General features: G+C 35.6%; 20 protein-coding genes and 2 tRNA genes. 9 read left to right on the forward strand and 13 right to left on the reverse strand.

All coding sequences use genetic code 11. The annotated features are described in order from the left end of the window. The first annotated feature begins 197 nt into the window (after positions 1-197). Together NW213_RS04040 and NW213_RS04045 are read left to right on the forward strand one after the other, a co-directional pair. Complete coding sequence (locus NW213_RS04040; RefSeq protein ID WP_258321916.1) at positions 198-3,161, forward strand: glycoside hydrolase family 3 N-terminal domain-containing protein; 2,964 nt, start codon at positions 198-200, stop codon at positions 3,159-3,161. A gap of 120 nt (positions 3,162-3,281) precedes the next feature. Further along, positions 3,282-3,449, forward strand: coding sequence for a DUF362 domain-containing protein (locus NW213_RS04045; RefSeq protein WP_154043305.1), 168 nt, complete (start codon positions 3,282-3,284; stop codon positions 3,447-3,449). 160 nt (positions 3,450-3,609) lie between these two features. On the opposite strand, the gene NW213_RS04050 is transcribed toward NW213_RS04045, so the two are convergent. The 5 genes from NW213_RS04050 to NW213_RS04070 all read right to left on the reverse strand — a co-directional run bounded on the left by NW213_RS04050 (position 3,610) and on the right by NW213_RS04070 (position 9,242). After that, the gene (locus tag NW213_RS04050; protein WP_154043306.1) at positions 3,610-4,803 is read right to left on the reverse strand and encodes a pyridoxal phosphate-dependent aminotransferase; all 1,194 of its coding nucleotides are present in this window, start codon (positions 4,801-4,803) and stop codon (positions 3,610-3,612) included. Positions 4,804-4,917: 114 nt separating this feature from the next. Next, positions 4,918-5,631 (reverse strand): Bax inhibitor-1/YccA family protein, encoded by a 714-nt coding sequence (locus NW213_RS04055; RefSeq protein WP_154043307.1) that lies wholly within the window; start codon positions 5,629-5,631, stop codon positions 4,918-4,920. A gap of 18 nt (positions 5,632-5,649) precedes the next feature. Continuing rightward, positions 5,650-6,864 (reverse strand): bifunctional 3,4-dihydroxy-2-butanone-4-phosphate synthase/GTP cyclohydrolase II, encoded by a 1,215-nt coding sequence (locus NW213_RS04060; protein WP_154043308.1) that lies wholly within the window; start codon positions 6,862-6,864, stop codon positions 5,650-5,652. A gap of 11 nt (positions 6,865-6,875) precedes the next feature. Next, the gene (locus NW213_RS04065) at positions 6,876-8,774 is read right to left on the reverse strand and encodes an LptF/LptG family permease (RefSeq protein WP_154043365.1); all 1,899 of its coding nucleotides are present in this window, start codon (positions 8,772-8,774) and stop codon (positions 6,876-6,878) included. An 84-nt stretch (positions 8,775-8,858) separates the two neighbouring features. After that, positions 8,859-9,242: an START-like domain-containing protein gene (locus NW213_RS04070; RefSeq protein WP_154043309.1), complete on the reverse strand. Its 384-nt coding sequence runs from the start codon at positions 9,240-9,242 to the stop codon at positions 8,859-8,861. Positions 9,243-9,534: 292 nt separating this feature from the next. Between NW213_RS04070 and NW213_RS04075 the strand changes: the two genes are divergently transcribed. After that, positions 9,535-9,608 (forward strand) — tRNA-Met (locus NW213_RS04075). 59 nt (positions 9,609-9,667) lie between these two features. Continuing rightward, positions 9,668-9,741, forward strand: a tRNA-Met gene (locus NW213_RS04080). A 372-nt stretch (positions 9,742-10,113) separates the two neighbouring features. Here NW213_RS04080 and NW213_RS04085 read toward each other — a convergent pair. The 4 genes from NW213_RS04085 to NW213_RS04100 are packed head-to-tail and all read right to left on the reverse strand — an operon-like array spanning position 10,114 to position 13,253. Further along, positions 10,114-10,272 (reverse strand): hypothetical protein, encoded by a 159-nt coding sequence (locus tag NW213_RS04085; RefSeq protein WP_204500092.1) that lies wholly within the window; start codon positions 10,270-10,272, stop codon positions 10,114-10,116. Positions 10,273-10,292: 20 nt separating this feature from the next. Continuing rightward, positions 10,293-11,267 (reverse strand): BT4734/BF3469 family protein, encoded by a 975-nt coding sequence (locus NW213_RS04090; RefSeq protein ID WP_258321917.1) that lies wholly within the window; start codon positions 11,265-11,267, stop codon positions 10,293-10,295. Beyond that, positions 11,264-12,913, reverse strand: coding sequence for a phage/plasmid primase, P4 family (locus NW213_RS04095; RefSeq protein WP_258321918.1), 1,650 nt, complete (start codon positions 12,911-12,913; stop codon positions 11,264-11,266). The genes NW213_RS04090 and NW213_RS04095 overlap by 4 nt, the downstream gene beginning before the upstream one ends. Next, on the reverse strand, positions 12,903-13,253 hold the full coding sequence (locus tag NW213_RS04100; RefSeq protein WP_118441104.1) for a helix-turn-helix domain-containing protein: 351 nt from the start codon (positions 13,251-13,253) through the stop codon (positions 12,903-12,905). Before NW213_RS04100 ends, NW213_RS04095 begins: the two co-directional genes overlap by 11 nt. A gap of 105 nt (positions 13,254-13,358) precedes the next feature. On the opposite strand from NW213_RS04100, the gene NW213_RS04105 reads away from it, so the two are divergent. After that, positions 13,359-14,054 (forward strand): hypothetical protein, encoded by a 696-nt coding sequence (locus tag NW213_RS04105; RefSeq protein WP_258321919.1) that lies wholly within the window; start codon positions 13,359-13,361, stop codon positions 14,052-14,054. Between the two features lie 329 nt (positions 14,055-14,383). On the opposite strand, the gene NW213_RS04110 is transcribed toward NW213_RS04105, so the two are convergent. From NW213_RS04110 to NW213_RS04125, 4 genes are all read right to left on the reverse strand, one after another. Next, a complete protein-coding gene (locus NW213_RS04110; RefSeq protein WP_258321920.1) occupies positions 14,384-14,986 on the reverse strand; it encodes a hypothetical protein in 603 nt (200 codons plus the stop codon). A gap of 74 nt (positions 14,987-15,060) precedes the next feature. Then, positions 15,061-16,377: a hypothetical protein gene (locus tag NW213_RS04115; protein WP_258321921.1), complete on the reverse strand. Its 1,317-nt coding sequence runs from the start codon at positions 16,375-16,377 to the stop codon at positions 15,061-15,063. A 317-nt stretch (positions 16,378-16,694) separates the two neighbouring features. After that, a complete protein-coding gene (locus tag NW213_RS04120; RefSeq protein WP_258321922.1) occupies positions 16,695-17,084 on the reverse strand; it encodes a hypothetical protein in 390 nt (129 codons plus the stop codon). 238 nt (positions 17,085-17,322) lie between these two features. Beyond that, positions 17,323-18,543: a site-specific integrase gene (locus tag NW213_RS04125; protein WP_258321923.1), complete on the reverse strand. Its 1,221-nt coding sequence runs from the start codon at positions 18,541-18,543 to the stop codon at positions 17,323-17,325. A 229-nt stretch (positions 18,544-18,772) separates the two neighbouring features. On the opposite strand from NW213_RS04125, the gene NW213_RS04130 reads away from it, so the two are divergent. The 4 genes from NW213_RS04130 (at position 18,773) to NW213_RS04145 (ending at position 20,447) form a co-directional block, all read left to right on the forward strand. After that, positions 18,773-19,066, forward strand: coding sequence for a type II toxin-antitoxin system HigB family toxin (locus tag NW213_RS04130; RefSeq protein ID WP_258321924.1), 294 nt, complete (start codon positions 18,773-18,775; stop codon positions 19,064-19,066). 1 nt (position 19,067) lies between these two features. After that, on the forward strand, positions 19,068-19,433 hold the full coding sequence (locus NW213_RS04135; RefSeq protein WP_177591173.1) for a type II toxin-antitoxin system HigA family antitoxin: 366 nt from the start codon (positions 19,068-19,070) through the stop codon (positions 19,431-19,433). 353 nt (positions 19,434-19,786) lie between these two features. Beyond that, positions 19,787-20,080 carry a type II toxin-antitoxin system HigB family toxin gene (locus tag NW213_RS04140; protein WP_235339118.1) on the forward strand — a complete coding sequence of 98 codons (294 nt, stop codon included), beginning with the start codon at positions 19,787-19,789 and terminating at the stop codon, positions 20,078-20,080. A 1-nt stretch (position 20,081) separates the two neighbouring features. Further along, complete coding sequence (locus tag NW213_RS04145) at positions 20,082-20,447, forward strand: type II toxin-antitoxin system HigA family antitoxin (protein WP_154043311.1); 366 nt, start codon at positions 20,082-20,084, stop codon at positions 20,445-20,447. Positions 20,448-20,490 lie beyond the last annotated feature (43 nt).

Raw genomic sequence — 20,490 nt, forward strand, 5'->3', positions numbered from 1 at the left:
AATTGTTTATCGTTACAACGCAACATATCAAGTAACTCTTCATGACAGCGATTGCGCGAAAGCGGTGCAAAGGTACTTCTTTTCTAGCACATTGCAAATTCTTTATACCTTTTTTTTCATACTTGGCCCTATTTCTTGTATGATTTATGTTTTTTATTTATTTTCGCAGTAATATAGGCAATTAATAAATAAAGAATATGAAGAAAATCTTATTGGCATGTTTGCTGATTGTGTTGTCGATAAATCTACATGCGCAGACTGATTTTGTATATAAAAATATAGATAGTGAGAAGGCATGCCGCTATTGGGTTGAAAGCAGGTTGGAGTCATTGACTTTGAAACAGAAGATAGGGCAGCTGTTTATTCATACTGTTGCTCCATACACCACTCAACAGAATAAAAAGAATATAGAAGATGCCGTAAAAGAATATGGCATAGGAGGATTGTTGTTCTCTGGCGGAGATATAGAAAAGCAGGTAGAGCTTACAAACTATGCCCAAAGTATGGCCAATATACCATTGCTCATAACTTTCGATGGAGAATGGGGCCTTGCAATGCGTTTGAAAGGTACTCCTTCGTTCCCAAGAAACAGGGTGTTGGGATGCATTCAGAATGATACGCTGATATATGAATATGGAAAGGAAGTGGCCAGAGAGTTGAAAGAAATAGGTGTGCATATAAATTTTGCACCTGTGGCAGATATTGACAATAATCCTAAGAATCCGGTAATAAATACACGTTCATTCGGAAGTGATAGGGAACAGGTAGCCAATAAAGCCCTGGCATACTCCAAGGGATTGGAAGATGGCGGAATTCTTGCCGTATGCAAGCATTTCCCCGGACATGGTGATACGGAAGTCGATTCTCACAAGGCTTTGCCTGTTTTGCCTTTCAGTCAGGAAAGACTTGACAGTATAGAGTTATATCCATTCCGTAAGGCTATAGAAGCAGGAGTAGGCGGAATTATGGTAGGACATCTGAATATACCTTTGATGGACAATAAAGCGGCTTCCGTTTCACATGCTGTTGTAACAGAGTTGTTGAAGGAGAAAATGCATTTCAAAGGTCTTGTGTTTACTGATGCTCTTGAAATGAAAGGAATATCCAATAATCCTTATGTGTCCGCTCAGGCTTTGGCTGCAGGAAATGATATGGTGCTTGCACCAAGAAATCTTAAAAGAGAACTTGATGGCGTACTGAAAGCCGTAAAAGAAGGGAAAATAACTGAAGAAGAAATAAATGAAAAGTGTCGTAAAGTATTGACTTATAAATACGCTTTCGGCTTGAACAAACGTCCTTCAATAGAGAAGAATGGTGTTATGTCCCGCATAAACAAGGCTTATACTAATGATTTGATGAGCCGTATCAAAAAATCGGCTGTTACTGTAGTCAAGGATTCCGACGAGATGTTACCGTTGGATTTGACTCTTTCAGGTACTGTGGTCTTGAATGTTTCGAATACATTGTCTGAAACATATCCTTTTTTCAATGAAATAAACGATACTTACCCTGTTACATGGCTGCATGCCAATCTTGATTCGTTGCAGAGTTTGAGAAACAGAATAATTCCTGTCCAGAGAGTAATAGTTGCGGTATATACATCAAAAGTAGAAAAATATAGAAAAGTGCTTCTTGAATTGGCCAAAGGAAAACCTACCATATTGGTTTGTTTCAATTCGCACAAGGTTTTACAGAAACTGAATGATGTGGTGGCGCAATCTTCGGCTGTAGTGTTGGCACATTCGGACGAGAAGTATATACAGAAGTTTGTTGCCGGTATGTTGATTGGAAATCAGAGGGTGGATGGCCGTTTGTCTGTCGATCTTAATGATGAATATAAGGCAGGCTCAGGAGTTATTGTCGATCCGGATAAGCCAAGACGATACAAGCCTGAGGAATTCGGTATGGATTCTAAAGTTCTTTCTCGTATAGACAGCATAGCAGAATATGGAATAAAGGAAGGTGCTTATCCTGGTTGCCATGTCTTAGTGTGGAAGAATGGATATCAGGTCTATAATAAATGTTTTGGCAATCATACTTATGAGTCTGATAGGGAAGTGAGGGAAAATGATTTGTACGATCTGGCTTCGCTTACAAAAACAACGGCCACTTTACTGGCAGTAATGAAGCTTTATGATGAAGGAAAAATCAATCTTACTGATAAAATTTCAGATTATGTGCCGGAATTGAAGTCAACTGATAAAGAAGGTATAACAATCCAGCAGTTGCTTTACCATGAATCAGGGTTGCCGGCATATTTGCCTTTCTATAAGAAAGCGATAGATCCTAAGAGTTGTAAGGGTGGAATGTATAAGAAATATAAAGATGCCAATCATAAAATAAAGGTTGGTAATGCTCTTTATGTCTGTACGAATTTTGAATTCCTTCCGGAATGGGTATCTGAAAAAGATAGTGCCGGATATACATTGAAATTGTCTGACGGTATTTACATCAAGCCTGAATTCAAGGATGTAATACTGAAGGAAATAGCCGATGCAAGCCTTAAAGGACATTCTTACAGATACAGCTGTTTGAACTTTATGCTTCTGAAAGAGGCTGTGGAGAATATCTCCGGAATGCCGATGGACCAATATCTTGAAGAAAATTTCTATAAGCCAATGGGATTGGTACATACATTATATAATCCGTTACAGAGATATGATAAGGATGAGATTGTTCCTACGGTGAAAGAAGACTTTTTGAGAAAAGGCCCCGTCCACGGATATGTGCACGATGAGGCCGCTGCATTGCTGGGTGGAGTATCGGGAAATGCTGGATTGTTTTCTACGGCAAAAGATGTGGCTACCATTTACCAGATGTTGCTTGATAAAGGTGTAATGGGCGATCGTAGGTATCTTACTAGAGCCACTTGTGAACTTTTTATTACCATGAAGTCAAAAAACAGCAGGCGAGGTCTAGGCTTTGACAAGCCTGATGCCGACAAACCAGATAATGGATATTGTGCGCCTGAAACGCCGGCATCTGTATTTGGGCATACTGGTTTCACCGGAACATGTGCTTGGGCTGACCCTGACAATGATTTGGTTTTTGTGTTCCTTTGCAATAGGATTTATCCGAATCCGTGCGACAGGAAAAATCTAATGAAGCTGAAAATACGTCCTGCAATACAACAGGCAATATATCAGGCTATAATGAAATGACTTTATTTAGACATTGTACAAATTACCCACTTTCTGTAATGTGGATGTTACAATTCTAAGTAAAAATACTAACTTTGCATAAACAATTAGTACTAATAATAACTTAATTTTTTTACAACAATGGCTTACGTAATTAGTGACGATTGTATCGCTTGCGGTACTTGTATCGATGAATGCCCAGTAGGTGCAATTTCTGAAGGTGACAAATATTCAATCAATCCAGATGCTTGTACAGAATGTGGTACTTGCGCTGATGTTTGTCCTTCTGAAGCTATTCATCAGGGATAATATCCGGTCGTCGATTTATGACAACGAATTTAGGCTGCTCCAATTAGGGGTAGCCTTTTTTCGTGTCTTGTTGGGAGCGGAGTTATTGATGAAATATAAAAATAGAGGCTATCCCAAATTTAATTTTGAAACAGCCTCTATTATGTATATGGAATTCAGATTACTTCAGGCGAGCCAAAGTTTCTTTAATTCTGCGCATTGATTCTACAATGTTTTCGTCAGAAGTAGCATAGCTCATACGGATACATTCAGGAGCACCGAATGATGTACCTCCCACGCATGCCACGTGACCTACTTCAAGAAGATACATTGCAAGGTCGTCAGAGTTGTTTATCACTCTGTCGCCGTCTTTCTTACCGAAGAAAGAATCACATTTAGGGAACAGATAGAATGCTCCTTGTGGAGTGTTTACTTCGAATCCCGGGATTTCTTTTGCCAGTTTCACAATCAGGTCACGACGACGTTCGAATGCCTTACGCATTTCTTCTACAGGAGCCTGTGTACCTGTGTATGCTGCTTCTGCTGCTTTCTGTGATACAGAGCATGGACCAGAAGTGTACTGTCCTTGCAGTTTGTTTACACCTTTTACAATCCATTCCGGACCGGCAATGAAACCAATACGCCATCCAGTCATTGCATAAGCTTTAGAAACACCGTTTACGATAACCACACGGTCTTTGATTTCTGCAAACTGTGCGATACTTTCGTGCTTTCCGATGTAGTTGATGTGTTCGTATATTTCGTCAGCAATAACAATTACACGTTCGTGTTTTGCAAGCACTGCTGCCAAACCAGCTAATTCTTCTTTTGTATAAACAGAACCTGTTGGGTTAGAAGGAGAACATAAGATAAGTGCACGTGTTTTAGGAGTGATAGTAGCTTCAAGCTGTTCAGGAGTGATCTTGAAGTCCTGATCTATACCTGCGCTTACGATGACAGGAGTACCTTCTGCCAATTTTACCATTTCAGGATAGCTAACCCAGTATGGTGCAGGAACGATAACCTCGTCACCTTTGTTGATAAGGGCCATGATAGTGTTGCAGACAGACTGTTTTGCACCGTTTGCACAACTGATTTGTGCTGCTGTATATTCAAGTCCGTTTTCTTTCTTCAATTTCTCTACAATAGCGTTACGTAGAGCCGGATATCCCGGAACTGGTGAATAACGTGAGAAATTGTCATCAATAGCCTGTTTTGCTGCTTCTTTGATGTGATCCGGTGTATTGAAATCAGGTTCACCTACACTTAGATTGATTACGTCAATACCCTGAGCTTTTAATTCGCTACTTTTTTGCGACATAGCCAATGTAGCCGATGGCGACAGGCTGTTCAAACGATCTGAAAGTTGGTTCATTGTTAGTCCTTGTTTAAATGTTGAATTATTCTGCAAAATAAGCTATTTCTTGTGAAATACGCAAAAGAAATAACTTTGAAAATATAAAAAATGCCGCATAAAGCGGCATTTGGTTTACTTTCTGTCTCCCAATATTCTGAGTAGGTAGATGAATAGGTTTATGAAGTCCAAATAAAGTGTAAGTGCACCTAAAAGTGCAATTTTCTGCGTTGATTCGTTCACTTCTATATCATCACCGCTAAGAAGATGTTTAATTTTTTGTGCATCGTATGCTGTAAGTCCAACAAAAAGAAGGACTCCTACATAAGATATTATCATGTCCATCATGGAGTTATGTAGGAATATATTTACCAATGATGCGATTATGATACCTATAACACCCATAATGCACAGATTGCCGATACGTGTCAGGTCTTTTTTAGTTACATACCCGAATATTGCCATTGCTCCGAATGTTCCCGCTGTCACGAAGAAAGTCGTTGCTATGGAACTCATTGTATATACCAGAAACAGAATTGACATTGTCATTCCGTTAAGTACTGAGTAGGCAATGAATAACAGGGTAGCCGTAGTGAAGCTGATTTTGTTTATTCTGGCGGTCATGTACATTACCAGTACTACTTCGGCTATAAGTATTCCCCAGAACATCATTGAATTCTGTGTCATGATATTCAGGATAGTCATTGATTTTGCCATATACATGGCTGTAAGTCCTGTTATGGCAAGTGCCAGTGTCATCCATGTATAAACGCTGCGCATTAAAGCGTTTTGCGCTACTTTTGATTCGTAAGTACCTTTTACAAGGTCTTTGGTTTCAAGTATATTCATAATTATTCTATATTTGGTTTATTTGTTGAAATGAAGTGTGTGTCCCATACGTTCTTTTTTGGTATGCAGATACTTTTCGTTGAACTTGTTCGGGGTAACTTCTATTGGTACGTTTTCCACTATTTCAAGTCCGTAAGCTTCAAGACCCACTCTCTTGACTGGATTATTTGTCAGAAGACGCATCTTGGTTATGCCTACTTCTCTCAAAATCTGTGCTCCCACTCCATAGTCGCGTTCGTCGGCCTGATGTCCCAGACAGATATTTGCATCTACAGTGTCCATACCTTCTTCCTGAAGCTTGTAGGCTTTCATCTTTTCCATCAGTCCTATTCCTCTTCCTTCCTGATTAAGGTAGATTACTGCCCCTTTACCTTCTTTGTCGATGAGTTCCATCGCTTTGTGAAGCTGTTCGCCGCAGTCACATCTCATTGAACCGAAGATATCACCTGTGGCACATGATGAATGAACTCTTACCAATACAGGTTCGTCAGGAGTGAAATTACCTTTTATCAGTGCTACATGTTCCAGGCCATTGCTCTTCTGACGGAAAGGAATCAGTCTGAAATGTCCGTGTTCTGTAGGCATATCTACTTCTACACCTTTTTCTACCAATGATTCCTGTTTCAGACGGTAAGCTATAAGATCTGCTATGGAAATAAGTTTGAATCCGAATTCGTCTGCAATTTTTCTTAGTTCCGGCAGGCGTGCCATTGTTCCGTCTTCGTTCATTACTTCCATAAGTGCTGCCGCAGGATATAATCCCGCAAGACGAGCCAGGTCTATTGAAGCTTCTGTATGTCCGGCTCTGCGGAGTACACCTTTGTCCTGAGCATATAGAGGATTTATATGTCCAGGTCTTCCGAATGTTTCCGGTTTTGATTCAGGGTCTGCCAGTGCACGTATTGTTGCTGCTCTGTCCGCTGCTGAAACACCGGTTGTACAGCCTTCCAGCTTGTCTATTGTAACTGTGAATGGAGTTCCAAGTATTGAAGTGTTGTTGGAAACTTGTCTAGGCAAGTCAAGCTCGTCGCATCTTGATATTGTGATAGGTGCACATAAAACACCTCTGGCATGTTTAAGCATGAAGTTTACTTTCTCCGGTGTGATAAGCTCTGCTGCAATTATCATATCACCTTCGTTCTCGCGGTCTTCGTCGTCAACTACAATGACGATTTCACCTTTACGGAAGTCTTCTATTGCCTCTTCGATTGTGTTCAGTTTGATTTCGCTCATAATTTTTATTGCTATTGTATTATGTTAGTTTTTATTCTTTCCTGTATGTCTCTACTTGTTTTTATAATTGTTTTCAGATCCTTGTCAAGTATCACTCTGTGTTTCCATATGTTTAACCAGATTACGATTCCTGCAGGAACTATAATTCCAAGTATCAGGTTGAGCCATATTTTGTCGGATACGCTCTTATGTGCCTTTATAAATAAGAACGGATAGTTATTTAAATTGTTTAGTATAATCGCATCTTTAGAGTTTGAAAGTTCCTCTACCACGTTCTCTATTTCCTGGCTTATCTCCTTTATATGGTCATCGTGTGTATGGTTGGTAAACACTTTGTAATAGTTAGGAGGACCTAATAGTTTGTGTGTGCTGGAATAGTTTTCACATTCCAGGCATATCTTGTCCAGTTTTTCGCATACCTTCTGATAGTCAGGGCTATATATGATAACCTCTTTCCTGAATATATGTCTTGATTGTCTCAGACCGAATATTTTTCTGAAGAATGCCTTATATACATCAATGTTGAATACCACAGAATCCTTGTTAGATTTGTATGTAAGGAAAATTCCCATAGGTGCAAGCACCAGGCTGCTCATCCATGTTCCAAGAATAATATTCATCTCTCCACTCTTTGCTACACGGGTGGCTCCAGAGTCTATTATATAATAAAGAATAAATATCAATACGGATATGACAACCGGCATTCCCAGACCTCCCTTTCTTATGATTGCTCCAAGCGGAGCTCCGATGAAAAAGAAGAATACACATGCGAAGGAAAGTGTTATCTTTTTATGCCAGTCCGATCTGTGCGAACGGATACTTTTGTCATTGTCTTGTGTGACAAACGATTTCATGCTCCAGTCGGAACTTAAAGACGACATTCTTCTTTCTGTAGAAGTAAGAGTTTTCAATTTGTCGTCCGAACTTAACGAGCGGTACAGACTGTCTGTATTTATATAAGTTAGATTCTCTTCTTTTATTTTTATTGAATCGGACTTGCTTAAATCAGTCGTTTTATATGTGGTTGACATGATTTCATTATGCATAGCCCTTCCTACACTGTCTGTATAAGCAGTGAGCGAATCTATTGTTGCTGTAATTTCCATCATGTTTTTAATGTCCGATCTTCTGTTTAGGAAGCTTCCGTCCACCATGTTGAATTCAGCATCGAAATCTATAAGAGTATGTTTTTCGGTGAATGTCTCTCTTCTGTACGGTACGTTTTTAGAATCAATGTTCTGTGATTTCAGATTTTCGAACAGTTCTCCGTTGTACAGATGCAGATACAGGTGCTTCTTGTCGGCAGTAAGCTCAAGCTTGCCCTCTTCTGCCCAGATGATACGTGCATTTTCGAAACCGTCGGAAAAATTATATATCAATACATCTTTCAGGATACCTGTGTCCCTGTCTTTTTTGTTTACATATATATTATATCCTTCAATATCAGAGTAAAATACTCTTTCTGGAATATCAACTTCAGGCGATTTTTGTTTCATTGAGACAAGGAGTGTCCACAGCTCCTTCTGTGCCTTAGGACCTATGACATTCTGGAAATAAAATGATGTAAAGCCCAGTATTATACATAGGAAAGCCAGCGGACGCATAATCCTCAACAGCGGAATACCGGCTGCTTTCATTGACAGCAATTCGTATCTTTCCCCAAAATTACCGAATGTCATGAGGGCAGCAAGAAGTATTGCCAAAGGTAATGAAAGAGGGATAAGTGTAAGTGCAGAAAGAATAAAGAATTGAGCCAATACGTTCAGCTCAAGTCCTTTCCCTACCAGTTCGTCAACATATTTCCATAAGAATTGCATCATGAAGATGAACAGGCATATAAAAAATGTTCCGGCAAAGAGCAGTGTAAAACTCTTTAGAACGAATATATCTAGTTTTTTTATACGTAGTATTCCCATCATTTTATATTATGATGCAAAAATAGCATAAAATATGGATAGGGGGGTAATGTTTTGTATATTTTTAATTATTACTGCCTATACACCAAAAACCCTTTTCAGTACATCAATTTGTGAATTCCATAAGTTTATTGTGTCTTCTTCATCTTCTGGGTCAGCAAAGTCGGTCACTTCAAGTATATGGTCTGATGTAAGTTCGTTGAATAATATCTTGAATTCGAAAAATGATTTGGGCTCTTCATCATCCTTCCAGTGGAATCTTATGAAATATTCAGATCTGGTGTTTGTGATGTCGGCGTCTCTGCTTTCTGTTTTTCCCCATCTGAAAGTGTATGTTTTTCCGTTCTTTGTAACTTTATCGGCAAACCATCTTTCAAGTCCTGCCGGAGTACTGATTGCATTCCATATAATAATTCCTGATGTAGGATTTAAGGGATATTCTATTTTTAGTTTTCTTTTCATGTCTATTGATTATGTTTTTCGTCAATTATGATTTTTTAATTGTTGGCAAATTAAAGTAAATTTTTCGACTATTGGGGTAATTTTTTTTATATTATAAAACATAGTCTCAGAACGTGCGCACGTTCGACCTGAAACGTGCGTTCATTTTAATCAAAACGTGCGCACGTTTTACTTTAAATGTGCGCACGTTTTATATCTGAACATTTTTCGAACTTTTTGAATAAAAAATGAGGTAAAAATTTGTATGTTTCAGAAAAAGGTCATACCTTTGCACCCGCAATCGAGAAACAATGGCGGGATAGCTCAGCTGGTTAGAGCGCATGATTCATAATCATGAGGTCACCGGTTCAATCCCGGTTCCCGCTACAATTTAACGATTTAGCCGTTGGGTGGCTTCCACGCCTGGCGGTTTTTTAATGAATAATGGCGGGATAGCTCAGCTGGTTAGAGCGCATGATTCATAATCATGAGGTCACCGGTTCAATCCCGGTTCCCGCTACAAGACATAACAAATTAATTATCAGGCATTTAAGAATGTATATTTCTTAGATGTCTTTTTTGTTTATATAGCTCCTTGCACAGATTTTGCACAAAAGTTGAGGTAAAATGGTGATAATCAATGAAATCGTAAGAAAAAACTACCTCAAAAATATCTTTCTTTGCTTTTCTTCAATTTACTTTCTCTTTCTTAACGATATGTTATGCACACTGCTTGAAGATGTCCGATGATGAGGCTTACATTATATATATTGTATGAGAACGAATCTTTTTGCACAAAAAATTGCACAAATGGATAATAAGAAAAGGGATAATCTACACACCGGTAGTTATCCCTCCATATCGCAATAAATTTGAATGAGTGGTGCTCTCATCACGATTTTCTTGTTTTTAAGTGCTTTAATATTTCTCCTATTTGACTAATGCCATGACCGGAATTACCTACAATAATGCAATGGGTATCTGACATTTTAGAAAACTCCTTATCGAATAAAAACTTACTTCCTTTTTTGTCTTTTACTTTCTTGTTCATAATAATATTGTTTTTAATGGTTATCTATATATTCCATATTTAGCCGCTATATCAAACAGGCTTTGAGTATTCACTCTATATCTTTTTTCATTTAGTTCTAAGTATTTACTTTCAGTTTCTTCCTGACTATAATCGGGATAAAAACTACTAACTTTCAAAAATAAATCAAGTCCTTTCTCTCCAAACAGATTTTTTATTACAAGACCTATTTTTATCCAATCGTTATAAATTTGAGTTATATCAATCTTCCTTTCAATAACCAGATTCAACAATCTTTCCATTTCTTCGGTTTTACTTAATGGAGTGGTACTTGCAAAATCAAGGTTGGAGGGTTGCAACAATGCTTCTTCAAGAGATAGGTATTGGGGAGTTTCATTTGAAGTTTGTCTGTCGGGACTGTTCTTTGGAATGATTTCCTTTGCTTTCAATGTTGTATTGGATTTTTCCAAAGTATGTGTATATACTTCTGCGTTCCAATTTACATAAGGGTGTTCGTCATACGAATAGAAACGCAACCTGCAAATGTCACTGCAACTTGAATCAATGATAATTCCCATTTCTTTAAACTCCTGTTGCAAAGCATTGAAATGAAGTTTGTGCTTGCCAAAATCATCGTATTGAATAATACAGAACACCCCTTTACCACTTGCAGAAAGTCCACAATACATAACGTATGGCAGTTTAGCCAATCTCGCTTTTAAGACTTCCATATCTGATACTGACGGGTTATCTTTCCCGTCAATATCAATACAGATTAGATTAGAAGGACTTATCATACAGTCTGCTCTACGTTTTGAAAATATTCCGCTTACCGTTATAGCCGGCAATGAATTTTTCAAGTGTTTCCTCTCCTTATCATTTGAGGTATTTCTCAACTTCTCGACTATAGGTGTATATTCATTTTTATGTAACAACCATTCCCAAATATTGACAGTTCTTGTAGGAACTATAATATCCTTACGGCTATACAATGAAACTTTTAAATTCTGTATCATAAATATTTCCTTTTATTAGAGTTTATAATACCTTCTGCTTCTAATTTGCCAACAAGAGTGTTGTCCTCTTTTTCGGTATTCTTGATTTCTTCACAATATACCCATGTAGCATTGTTTGTTGCTTTCCTTTTGATGAAATATCTTAACTGAGTTTCAAGCCTTCTTAAAAACTCCTGTTTACTTACAGCACCATAGCGATTTTCCTCACAGAAAAACTTGTATTCATTATACAACTCTTTTGCGTCTTTATGTTTTGTACTTGAAGGCTGTAGATATTTTTCTGACATAAACAAAGCAACACTGTTACTGTTTCTTTCAAATTCTCTGTTAGCCTTATCTATTTGTGCGGAATATGTGAATCCCTGTCTTCCAGGTTCTAATATCCTTTGCAAACCTTCAAGCACCCAATTGAATACTCCGCTTAGTTCATCTTCTATTATCTCTTTAGCTAAGTTCGGATTCTTTTTCCACTCCGGAATTGTAACTTCAAACATGACAAATAAAAACCTTCTGAAAAACCCGTTTGTCTGTTCCATATCTTTATTTGATATGTAGTTTGTACTGAACAGAAAACGGCAATAATTAGAAACTGTAATAGGCTTTCCGTATGGTGAACGTGCACTTACAGGGTCGTTACTGAATAATTGCTTTACCATTTCCGGGTCACTGTCTTTGCTTCCCATTTCTGAACAGGCATTTAGCAGATAATTTCCCATTTCAGCACGATAATACCCATTTGCTTCACATAATCTGCCCAATGGTATATTACATACGTTCTGTTTTCCAAGTAGAGCTGATATAACATCAATCAAAACTGATTTTCCATTACATCCGCTTCCATAAAGTACCATACATTTTTCCCACCTAAGATGTTTTGCAAAGACATAAGCAATATACTCTGCAATTACCATTCTTGCTTCTTTTTCAGGAACAACATATTCCAGAAATTCAGTAAACTTTTCGGCTTTGGCATTTGGGTTATAATCAAATGGTAACTGATATGTAAGCATATCATCTGGAGAAAATGAACGAATTTCAAAACTTCCATCATTACATACAAAAGTTCCATTTTGCAGATTTATTTTTACTTCTTTCGTTTTTTCCGGAACAGGTGATACAGAGGAAGACAGAAGCTGTTTGAATAAAGCTTCCATAAATCTAACCTTAGTTACCTGGAAATGAGGCAAGCCACTTTTTTCAGCTACAAAAGACAGAAAGTGCTTTACAAAATCATCTTCCATTATTTCCCAATAACATCCATTGTAAAAATACACTTTGCCATTGATTACAGCCAATCCTGAATTTTTCTTTTCAAAAAGGCGAAGTAGATATTCAATGATAATAGATATTTTACATTCTGTTGTAGGGTCTAAATTTTTTAATATCTCCTTAGCATTTTGGGCATTTCCCGTTTTTTCTTCGATATCCTTTCTCAAATTATAGATAAGTTTTCTCTTCTCTTTATCTTTATAAAAAGCAAGCAAGAAATCAATTGTAAAAACAGATTCAAGAACGTCTTTCAACATGAAATACTTATCTATCTGTTTTCTGTATGCCGTAGTATAATATACAAAACTATCTACTGCATTACCTTCTAAAATTTCATCGTTACTTTCAATTTTGCTTAAAAATAAATCATTTCCCATAATTGTATTTTTTAATTGTTGATAAAAATCTTTCTTTATTCAATTTGATTTGAATATTCTCTTCACACCATTTGTCAAGCTCTTGTTGAGTAAAGAACAAGCTGTTTCCTTCTTTATAGACAGGTATGCTATTTGAAGCGGTTAACTTATATAATTTTGACTTGCTTATAGTTAGACCAGTCTTTCTCAAATATTCAAGAGCGGTTTCCGTATTCATATACTTTGGAATTTCCTCCCTTTTTTCTATTTTTGTGCTAAACATACTGATTAGCAAATCTACCTTTTCTGTCAGTTCCATAACGGCTGACGGTAATGTCTCAAAAGTTACTTTATTATTCATATTACTTATATTTGTTGATTATGACAGCAAAGTAAATTGAATGTGAGTGCAGAGTTGTGCAGACTTGTTCTCATCGGTGATATTAACTTATTTTTAACATTTATCATGAAAAGAAGCATATCAGAAGATTTTTGGGATTTAATAAAAGAACTGGATAATTATTTTTTTGATAACTTCGGAGTACACCTATATAACGTTACTCGAGCAAAGAATATAATTGATAACGAGTATGCTCGTAAAAGAAAACATAATACTGAGGAACTGGATGAAAATGGAAAACTTCCTACTATATCAGAACGTACTCTTAGATATTATTGGAAAGAAGAAGGTATAACAAATAAAGAAATAAAAGGAAATCCCCCCAATGAAAGTACATTAGATATAATCTGTATAGCTTTGGGATATGAATGTTGGAGTGACTTTTGTAGGATTCTTAAAAGAGAAGTAATCACAGAAGACACACTATTTAATCCGAAAGACTTTGTAGTAGAGAGAATGAAAAAAGGAGAGACTTATAGAATCGGGTGGTTTCCACGTTATTTTATTGATTTGAAGTACCTTGGAGATTATAAATTCAAGGTTATATCACATTCTTATAATTTAAGAAAGCGACATAGGAAAGGAAATATTTTAACAATCTATGGTTGTGGAATTAGTTATACTCCCCATATTGATGAACTAAAGAATAGTAAAGATACATATGTTGAAGGTTATCCCCTTTATCCGACTATCTTTATCAAAACTAAGCCCGAACAAAACTCAGATATGGAAGACTCTATTTCATTCTTGACATATAGTTAAATATTTAAGAATGAACAAAATGAAGTATTTTTACAACATACTATATTATATTTTAAATAGTTATTCATATAAAAAAACTTTTATATAAAATAGTTCATTTTATTCATTGTGTAAAAATATTTTACTTCAAATTTATTCTTCCATATTTGAACTAAGTTCTTGCTTCCTTATATTGGATATAGGAGAGAGGGAAAGAATTCGATACGTGAGACGAAAACTACCTCATTTAGGATTGAGGATATGTTTCTGTTAATACCAAGAAAAACATCTACCCGGTACGATGATATATGAGAAACAATGATTCTCAGGGATAAGAGGATAAATATTGGTTAGATATTGTTATGTCTTTGATATTCGATAAATTCCTGTTCAAGTGTTCTTGGTGAGAGTTCATAGAAGAAGTTATCATAAGGTGTTTTCTCCGGAATACTAGATATTATCTCAGAAAGAAGATTTTCTTCTTTTATGGGCTGCCGTTTCAAATTATATTTATCAAGTATGTCATTAAAACATAATAACGCTGTTTTTGATTCTTCCCATACCTGTTTTGATTCATAGTAAAAACCACCATAGAAACATGGAAACTCTTCTGGAATATTTTTCCCATAAGGAAAATATGGATTCCATGCTACACCATTATGAACTCTAATCCAGTCGCTTTTCCTATATTGAAATGTATCGTCAAGTCCGGATTGAGTACCTATATAATAATCTCCGATGATTCTTTCTCTGTTTTCTTCTTTGAATCTTCTTAATCCCAATTTTTCACATTCTCTGATAATGTAGCTTATGTCAAAGGAATTCATTGCTCCCATTGGTGTACATATAACTCCATCATTACAGTAAGATTCATTTTCATATTGTTTCGGAAAATATTTCTTTGCTATATGTACAGGAGTTATCAGTTGATAAAATTCTATTTTTATTGCCATAATGATATGTATAAAACAAAAAAATCCTCTCATTGCACGAGCAACAGAAGGATTTCCCTATATTAATGTAATGATTAATTCAATGGGATAAGATTGATGATTTTTTCACCGTTTTCTGAAACTTTATTCTCCACTATTTCATTTGATTCATTTATAGTTCCTACAATGTTTGCACCATCCATGTATCTTATACCGGTAAATGTTATATTTGAACTTTCAGAACTTGTAGAAATACTCTGTATTTCATAGTCTAAAACTTGAAATTCTGAAACTTGATAATCATTCATGCTTAACTTGTTGAAATGTGTATTATCTTGTCTGTACCATGCTTTGTTTGTATAAAAACAACCAGGCTCAAGCTCATACCAATTAAAATCTTGCGGGATTTCTACTTCGCTATATGTTTCTCCGTTAAATTCATACAAACTTCCCCAATTATCACGTAATAGAGCTGTGTTTTTTGCATAGTTGTTAAGAACTTGTTGAATTTCATATCTATCACTTGATGAAGCATAATCGGGTAAATTATAGAACTCGCATATTTTTGTTTCTTTCATTTCATTATTACCAACTGTTTCCCATTTGATAATCTTTTTATCTTTATATGAATAAAGTTCATCTTTAATCATAAAAGGAACATCGGTAATAGGATAAATTCTACCTCCAGGACATTTTACTTTATAGTTTTTATCATCAGTATTATCATTCCAATACATGATAAAGCCATCACCTGTTACATCGAAGTTAGTGAATTCCTGTCCTTCTGGTAACATTGATTGCATAGTAAAATCTGAAATGTTAAGTTTGTAAATCTGATTATATGAGAAATTACCTGATGTAAAGTAAATATTACCTTTATTATCTTGTTGTGATTTTAAAGTTCCTTCGTATATATCAATCAGAATTTCTTTCGGCCATCTGTATAGTTTTTCTGTTTCCACATCAACTATAGACATATATTCTGTACTATGATAATCGAGGTTTATTACTAAATCATTTTCTACAGGATTATAAAATAAGTCCAGAACTTCTTGTGCGACTGGATTTACAAGAATGACTTTATCACTAAGTTTTACGACTTTACTAATGTTGATATTATTGTCCTGACCGTCTTCTCCTTTTATTGAAAGTTTTATTTCGTTTCCTGACAAATCAAGTTTGTAATAAGTATCTCCAGTTTCAGCTCTTGTTCTTCCTGTAGCTGTTTTCTGATAAATCATTTTTGCATCACTGACATTAAGACTTGTCAGATATTTATATCCATCTTCATAATTGACAGGTCCAGAATTACCGGGACTATCATTTTTACATGCAGTCATAAAAGCTACCGCACCAAGCATTAATAAAAAATTTTTCATATACCAGTATTTATTCCGTTCTTCCCAGCCCACAAAAGAAGAAGTTTATAAATAAAGAAAGCGTGAGGGGTGTTAACTCATTTTACGGAAAAGGCTCTGGTAAAACCCTTGAACTAAAACAAGCAACAGTCTCCCCACGCCATATACGGATATGACGCGAGAGATGTTTACTCATTCTCGTTCGTTAATAGTTTACCAGACTTTATTCCGGAGAATCAGTTAAACACTTTCGTGTACCTTAAATTTCTAACATGTCTGTCATGTTTTGCATGACGATACAAAATTATGAAAAATAAGGCACATTACAAATGTTTCATCTCATAAAGAGACTGTTGCGGTTACAGATTTAGTCAATCATCCTCATTAAGAAATTCATCCACAAAAGATTCACATTCTTGATACTCTTTAAGCAATCTTTCTGTAAGTTCTTCGTTTGATTTGAAACGTTCATCAATTTCTTCAAGTGTCTTGTCGAACTTTGCAAGTATTGCATCATATTCAGGATTACATTCTTCTTCGCTGTCTTCATCAGGTTTTATAGTGTCAAGGATTTCTTCTGTTACAAAGGTGAATTTTTCATTTTCTATATTCTCATCAATAGGATTTTCCTGTACTGTTTCTTCTTGAACACATAAATCTACGTTTTGAGGATTGATTTCTTTTTTGCTTGACTTCCTTCTGGATTTAGTGGCTTTGGTTTTCACTTCTTGTTCATTCTGATTCTTTTTCTTCTGTGTCATAAGTCTTTTATATTTGATGTTTATAATTTCATTAGTCATTGAATCATCAGACATTACATATATCCTCTTTTTTTCCAAAATATAAACGATTTCCAAATTTTAACATGACTTTAACTGTTCAAGATATGTTTCAATCCCTCGTACCAGTAATTTAACAATGAAAAGGCCCGATTCCTCTGCAATCAGGAGTATCGGGCTGAACATCAAAATATGGCTCGTATAGAGCTTATATATGCCTTTAAAAGCTCAATAGGCTTGCATTTTTGGCTCTGTATTCAGATTCCAAATCTGCAAGGTATATCTCTGTTGTTGTAACACTGCTATGTCCCAACATTGGTGATATTATTGAAATTGGAACACCTTCATTTCTTAATACAGTTGCATAGGTATGTCTTGCAACGTAGGTTGTTATCTTTCCCAAATTTAGTTTCTCACCTATCATTTTCATTCTTTTATTTATCAGTTTTGTGAGATTCTTCTTTTTCTTCTCATGTTCCCACGCACTGTCACCAGGTTTTAAAAACGGGAAAATATAGATACTTTTTTTAGGGTCATTTCCCCATTTATTGATTATTGAATACATTTCAGGTGTTATCGCTGCATAGATTCGTTTTACATCACGTGTCCTGTCTTTTGTCTTCTTTCTGATAAATGATATTTCACCGTTTTGAATATCTGAGAATTTAAGACTTATCAAGTCAGCTACATTCAGTCCATTGCAGAAGTAAATAAACAGCCATAAATCACGATAAAATTCAGTAGTCATACTTCCATCACTATACTCTGCAATGGCTTTAAGCTGTTTTTTGTTGAGTGCTTTCTTTTTTCCTGAACCTTCTTTAATCTGGTATTTGCCCCTGCCGAAAGGATAATCTGATTCTCTGATAACTCCCACCTGTTTAGCTATATTCATAGTGGCACGAATGTTTCTCATGTTCATTGCTACAGTTGTCTGATTTGCTGTTTTCAATATGAATTTCTCAAGACCGTTTAGCCATTCAACTGTTACTTCCTTTATAGGAACATCGTGTTTCATGTAACGTTTGAGCAGAGAAAGAGTTCCTTTATAAAACGCGGAAGTTCCAAATTTTTCTTCATTCTCAAGCTCTTTAATTTTTGCGGAAATCATTTCATTCAAAGTTCCCCCAATATTTTTTCCAAGCATGTTATTTAGATTGCTGAATGAGAAAGTTCCACGTTCTACAAGAATATTAACATTCTTTGAAATTCTGTTAAACTCTTTATGGATTATATCCTGTATTTCAATATTCTTTTTCGACTTACTTTCAAGAACCTCTTCAAGCTCTTCTTTAGTGCTCATACAGATTCCTGTTGGATAATACTTTGGTTTTCCTTGAAAATAGACTTTTATTTTTACAGGATAAGTTCCTTTTTTGTTTACCGTTCGTGTATCAAGAAATACAGATACAACAACTCCGTTTATTACTGATTTAGTCATATTTTAATAGTTTAATTGTAAGCGGAATTGCTTACCTGCTATATATCCTCTATTTTTGGAAAATATAAGTTGAATGGAGTGTTGAAAGATTTTGAAAGCTATTTTCAAACTGCTTTAACGCATCGTTTTAGAACTCTCATTAAATTAAGAATATTATTTCTACTGAAATTCAGTAGAATATTTTGTATTTCAAAATATAATATATATATTTGTACAAACTCAATTGATTATGAGAATCATAGCAAGAAGTAAAATCGTTGAATACTATACAGAACACCCTGATGCAGAAACTGCACTTGAGGACTGGTTCCAGAAAGTGAAAAAAGCAGAGTGGACATGTTTTTCTGATATAAAGAAGATGTTCAACAGCGTTGACAGTGTAGGGAACCAGCATTATGTGTTCAATATAAGAGGAAACAACCATCGTTTGATTGTGGTTGTTAAGTTTACAATAAAAACGGTACTGATTAGATTTATAGGTACTCACGCGGAATATGATTTGATAGATGCAAAAAATATATAGTATGGCAAAGATTCAGAATGAAACAGCTTATAGGGCAGCAATGGAAAGAATTGAAGAACTTCTGCCTTTGACTGACGACAATACACCGCTTACTGACAAGAACTTGATAGAGCTTGATTTATTGTCTGAACTTGTATCGGAGTATGAAGATGAACATTATCCGATAAAGTCTCCTTCATTGATAGATGTTATAAAGTTGCGTATGTATGAAATGGGACTTAATCAGGCGAAACTTTCAGAACTTCTTGGGGTTAGCCCATCACGTGTCAGCGACTATTTGACCGGCCGTTGCGAGCCTACTTTGAAGGTTGCCCGTGATATTAGTAAAAAGCTCAACATTGATGCAAATATAGTGCTTGGAGTATAGAAGAAAATAACACAAAACACCCTTTTGCACAAGAATTGCACAAGTAGAGGGGAAAATAGAAGAAATAATATGATTATGGATGAAAATAAATATTATATTCGCTCTCGAAAATACGTGTAATGTGCTATATAATAGCATTATAAGAAATAGAAAGAAAACGTGTTATATGCGTTTCATAATCATGAGGTCACCGGTTCAATCCCGGTTCCCGCTACTGTAAGGCATTTAAGAATACAATTTCTTAGATGTCTTTTTTGTTTATATACTATCATTTTATATACTTCTATTGAATTTCGGTAGAATGTTTTGTATTTCAAAATATAATATATATTTTTGTACAAACTCAATTGGTTATGAGAATCATAGCAAGAAGTAAAATCGTTGAATACTATACAGAACACCCTGATGCAGAAACTGCACTTGAGGACTGGTTCCAGAAAGTGAGAAAAGCAGAGTGGACATGCTTTTCTGATATAAAGAAGATGTTTAACAGCGTTGACAGTGTAGGTAACCAGCATTATGTATTCAATATAAGAGGAAACAATCATCGCTTGATAGTGCTTGTTAAGTTTACAATAAAAACGGTACTGATTAGATTTATAGGTACTCATGCGGAATATGATTTGATAGATGCAAAAAATATATAGTATGGCAAAGATTCAGAATGAAACAGCTTATAGGGCAGCAATGGAAAGAATAGAAGAACTTCTGCCTTTGACTGATGAGAATACACCACTTACTGACAAGAACTTGATAGAGCTTGATTTATTGTCTGAACTTGTATCGGAGTATGAAGATGAACATTACCCGATAAAGTCTCCTTCATTGATAGATGTTATAAAGTTGCGTATGTATGAAATGGGACTTAATCAGGCGAAACTTTCAGAGCTTCTTGGAGTTAGCCCATCACGTGTCAGCGACTATTTGACCGGTCGTTGCGAACCGACTTTGAAGGTTGCTCGTGATATTAGTAAAAAGCTCAATATTGATGCAAATATAGTGCTTGGGGTATAGAATAAACAGGAAAATAATGTGTGATATTCGTTTTATAATATAA

The organism is Bacteroides sp. ET336 (assembly GCF_024733815.1).
Lineage (GTDB): Bacteria > Bacteroidota > Bacteroidia > Bacteroidales > Bacteroidaceae > Phocaeicola > Phocaeicola cellulolyticus.

What these genes read in the sequence shown, in the direction of transcription:
- NW213_RS04040 (WP_258321916.1), top strand. Translation starts at nt 198, where the DNA reads ATGAAGAAAATCTTATTGGCATGTTTGCTGATTGTGTTGTCGATAAAT.
- NW213_RS04045 (WP_154043305.1), top strand. Translation starts at nt 3,282, where the DNA reads ATGGCTTACGTAATTAGTGACGATTGTATCGCTTGCGGTACTTGTATC.
- NW213_RS04050 (WP_154043306.1), bottom strand. Translation starts at nt 4,803, where the DNA reads ATGAACCAACTTTCAGATCGTTTGAACAGCCTGTCGCCATCGGCTACA.
- NW213_RS04055 (WP_154043307.1), bottom strand. Translation starts at nt 5,631, where the DNA reads ATGAATATACTTGAAACCAAAGACCTTGTAAAAGGTACTTACGAATCA.
- NW213_RS04060 (WP_154043308.1), bottom strand. Translation starts at nt 6,864, where the DNA reads ATGAGCGAAATCAAACTGAACACAATCGAAGAGGCAATAGAAGACTTC.
- NW213_RS04070 (WP_154043309.1), bottom strand. Translation starts at nt 9,242, where the DNA reads ATGAAAAGAAAACTAAAAATAGAATATCCCTTAAATCCTACATCAGGA.
- NW213_RS04085 (WP_204500092.1), bottom strand. Translation starts at nt 10,272, where the DNA reads ATGAACAAGAAAGTAAAAGACAAAAAAGGAAGTAAGTTTTTATTCGAT.
- NW213_RS04090 (WP_258321917.1), bottom strand. Translation starts at nt 11,267, where the DNA reads ATGATACAGAATTTAAAAGTTTCATTGTATAGCCGTAAGGATATTATA.
- NW213_RS04095 (WP_258321918.1), bottom strand. Translation starts at nt 12,913, where the DNA reads ATGGGAAATGATTTATTTTTAAGCAAAATTGAAAGTAACGATGAAATT.
- NW213_RS04100 (WP_118441104.1), bottom strand. Translation starts at nt 13,253, where the DNA reads ATGAATAATAAAGTAACTTTTGAGACATTACCGTCAGCCGTTATGGAA.
- NW213_RS04105 (WP_258321919.1), top strand. Translation starts at nt 13,359, where the DNA reads ATGAAAAGAAGCATATCAGAAGATTTTTGGGATTTAATAAAAGAACTG.
- NW213_RS04110 (WP_258321920.1), bottom strand. Translation starts at nt 14,986, where the DNA reads ATGGCAATAAAAATAGAATTTTATCAACTGATAACTCCTGTACATATA.
- NW213_RS04120 (WP_258321922.1), bottom strand. Translation starts at nt 17,084, where the DNA reads ATGACACAGAAGAAAAAGAATCAGAATGAACAAGAAGTGAAAACCAAA.
- NW213_RS04125 (WP_258321923.1), bottom strand. Translation starts at nt 18,543, where the DNA reads ATGACTAAATCAGTAATAAACGGAGTTGTTGTATCTGTATTTCTTGAT.
- NW213_RS04130 (WP_258321924.1), top strand. Translation starts at nt 18,773, where the DNA reads ATGAGAATCATAGCAAGAAGTAAAATCGTTGAATACTATACAGAACAC.
- NW213_RS04135 (WP_177591173.1), top strand. Translation starts at nt 19,068, where the DNA reads ATGGCAAAGATTCAGAATGAAACAGCTTATAGGGCAGCAATGGAAAGA.
- NW213_RS04140 (WP_235339118.1), top strand. Translation starts at nt 19,787, where the DNA reads ATGAGAATCATAGCAAGAAGTAAAATCGTTGAATACTATACAGAACAC.
- NW213_RS04145 (WP_154043311.1), top strand. Translation starts at nt 20,082, where the DNA reads ATGGCAAAGATTCAGAATGAAACAGCTTATAGGGCAGCAATGGAAAGA.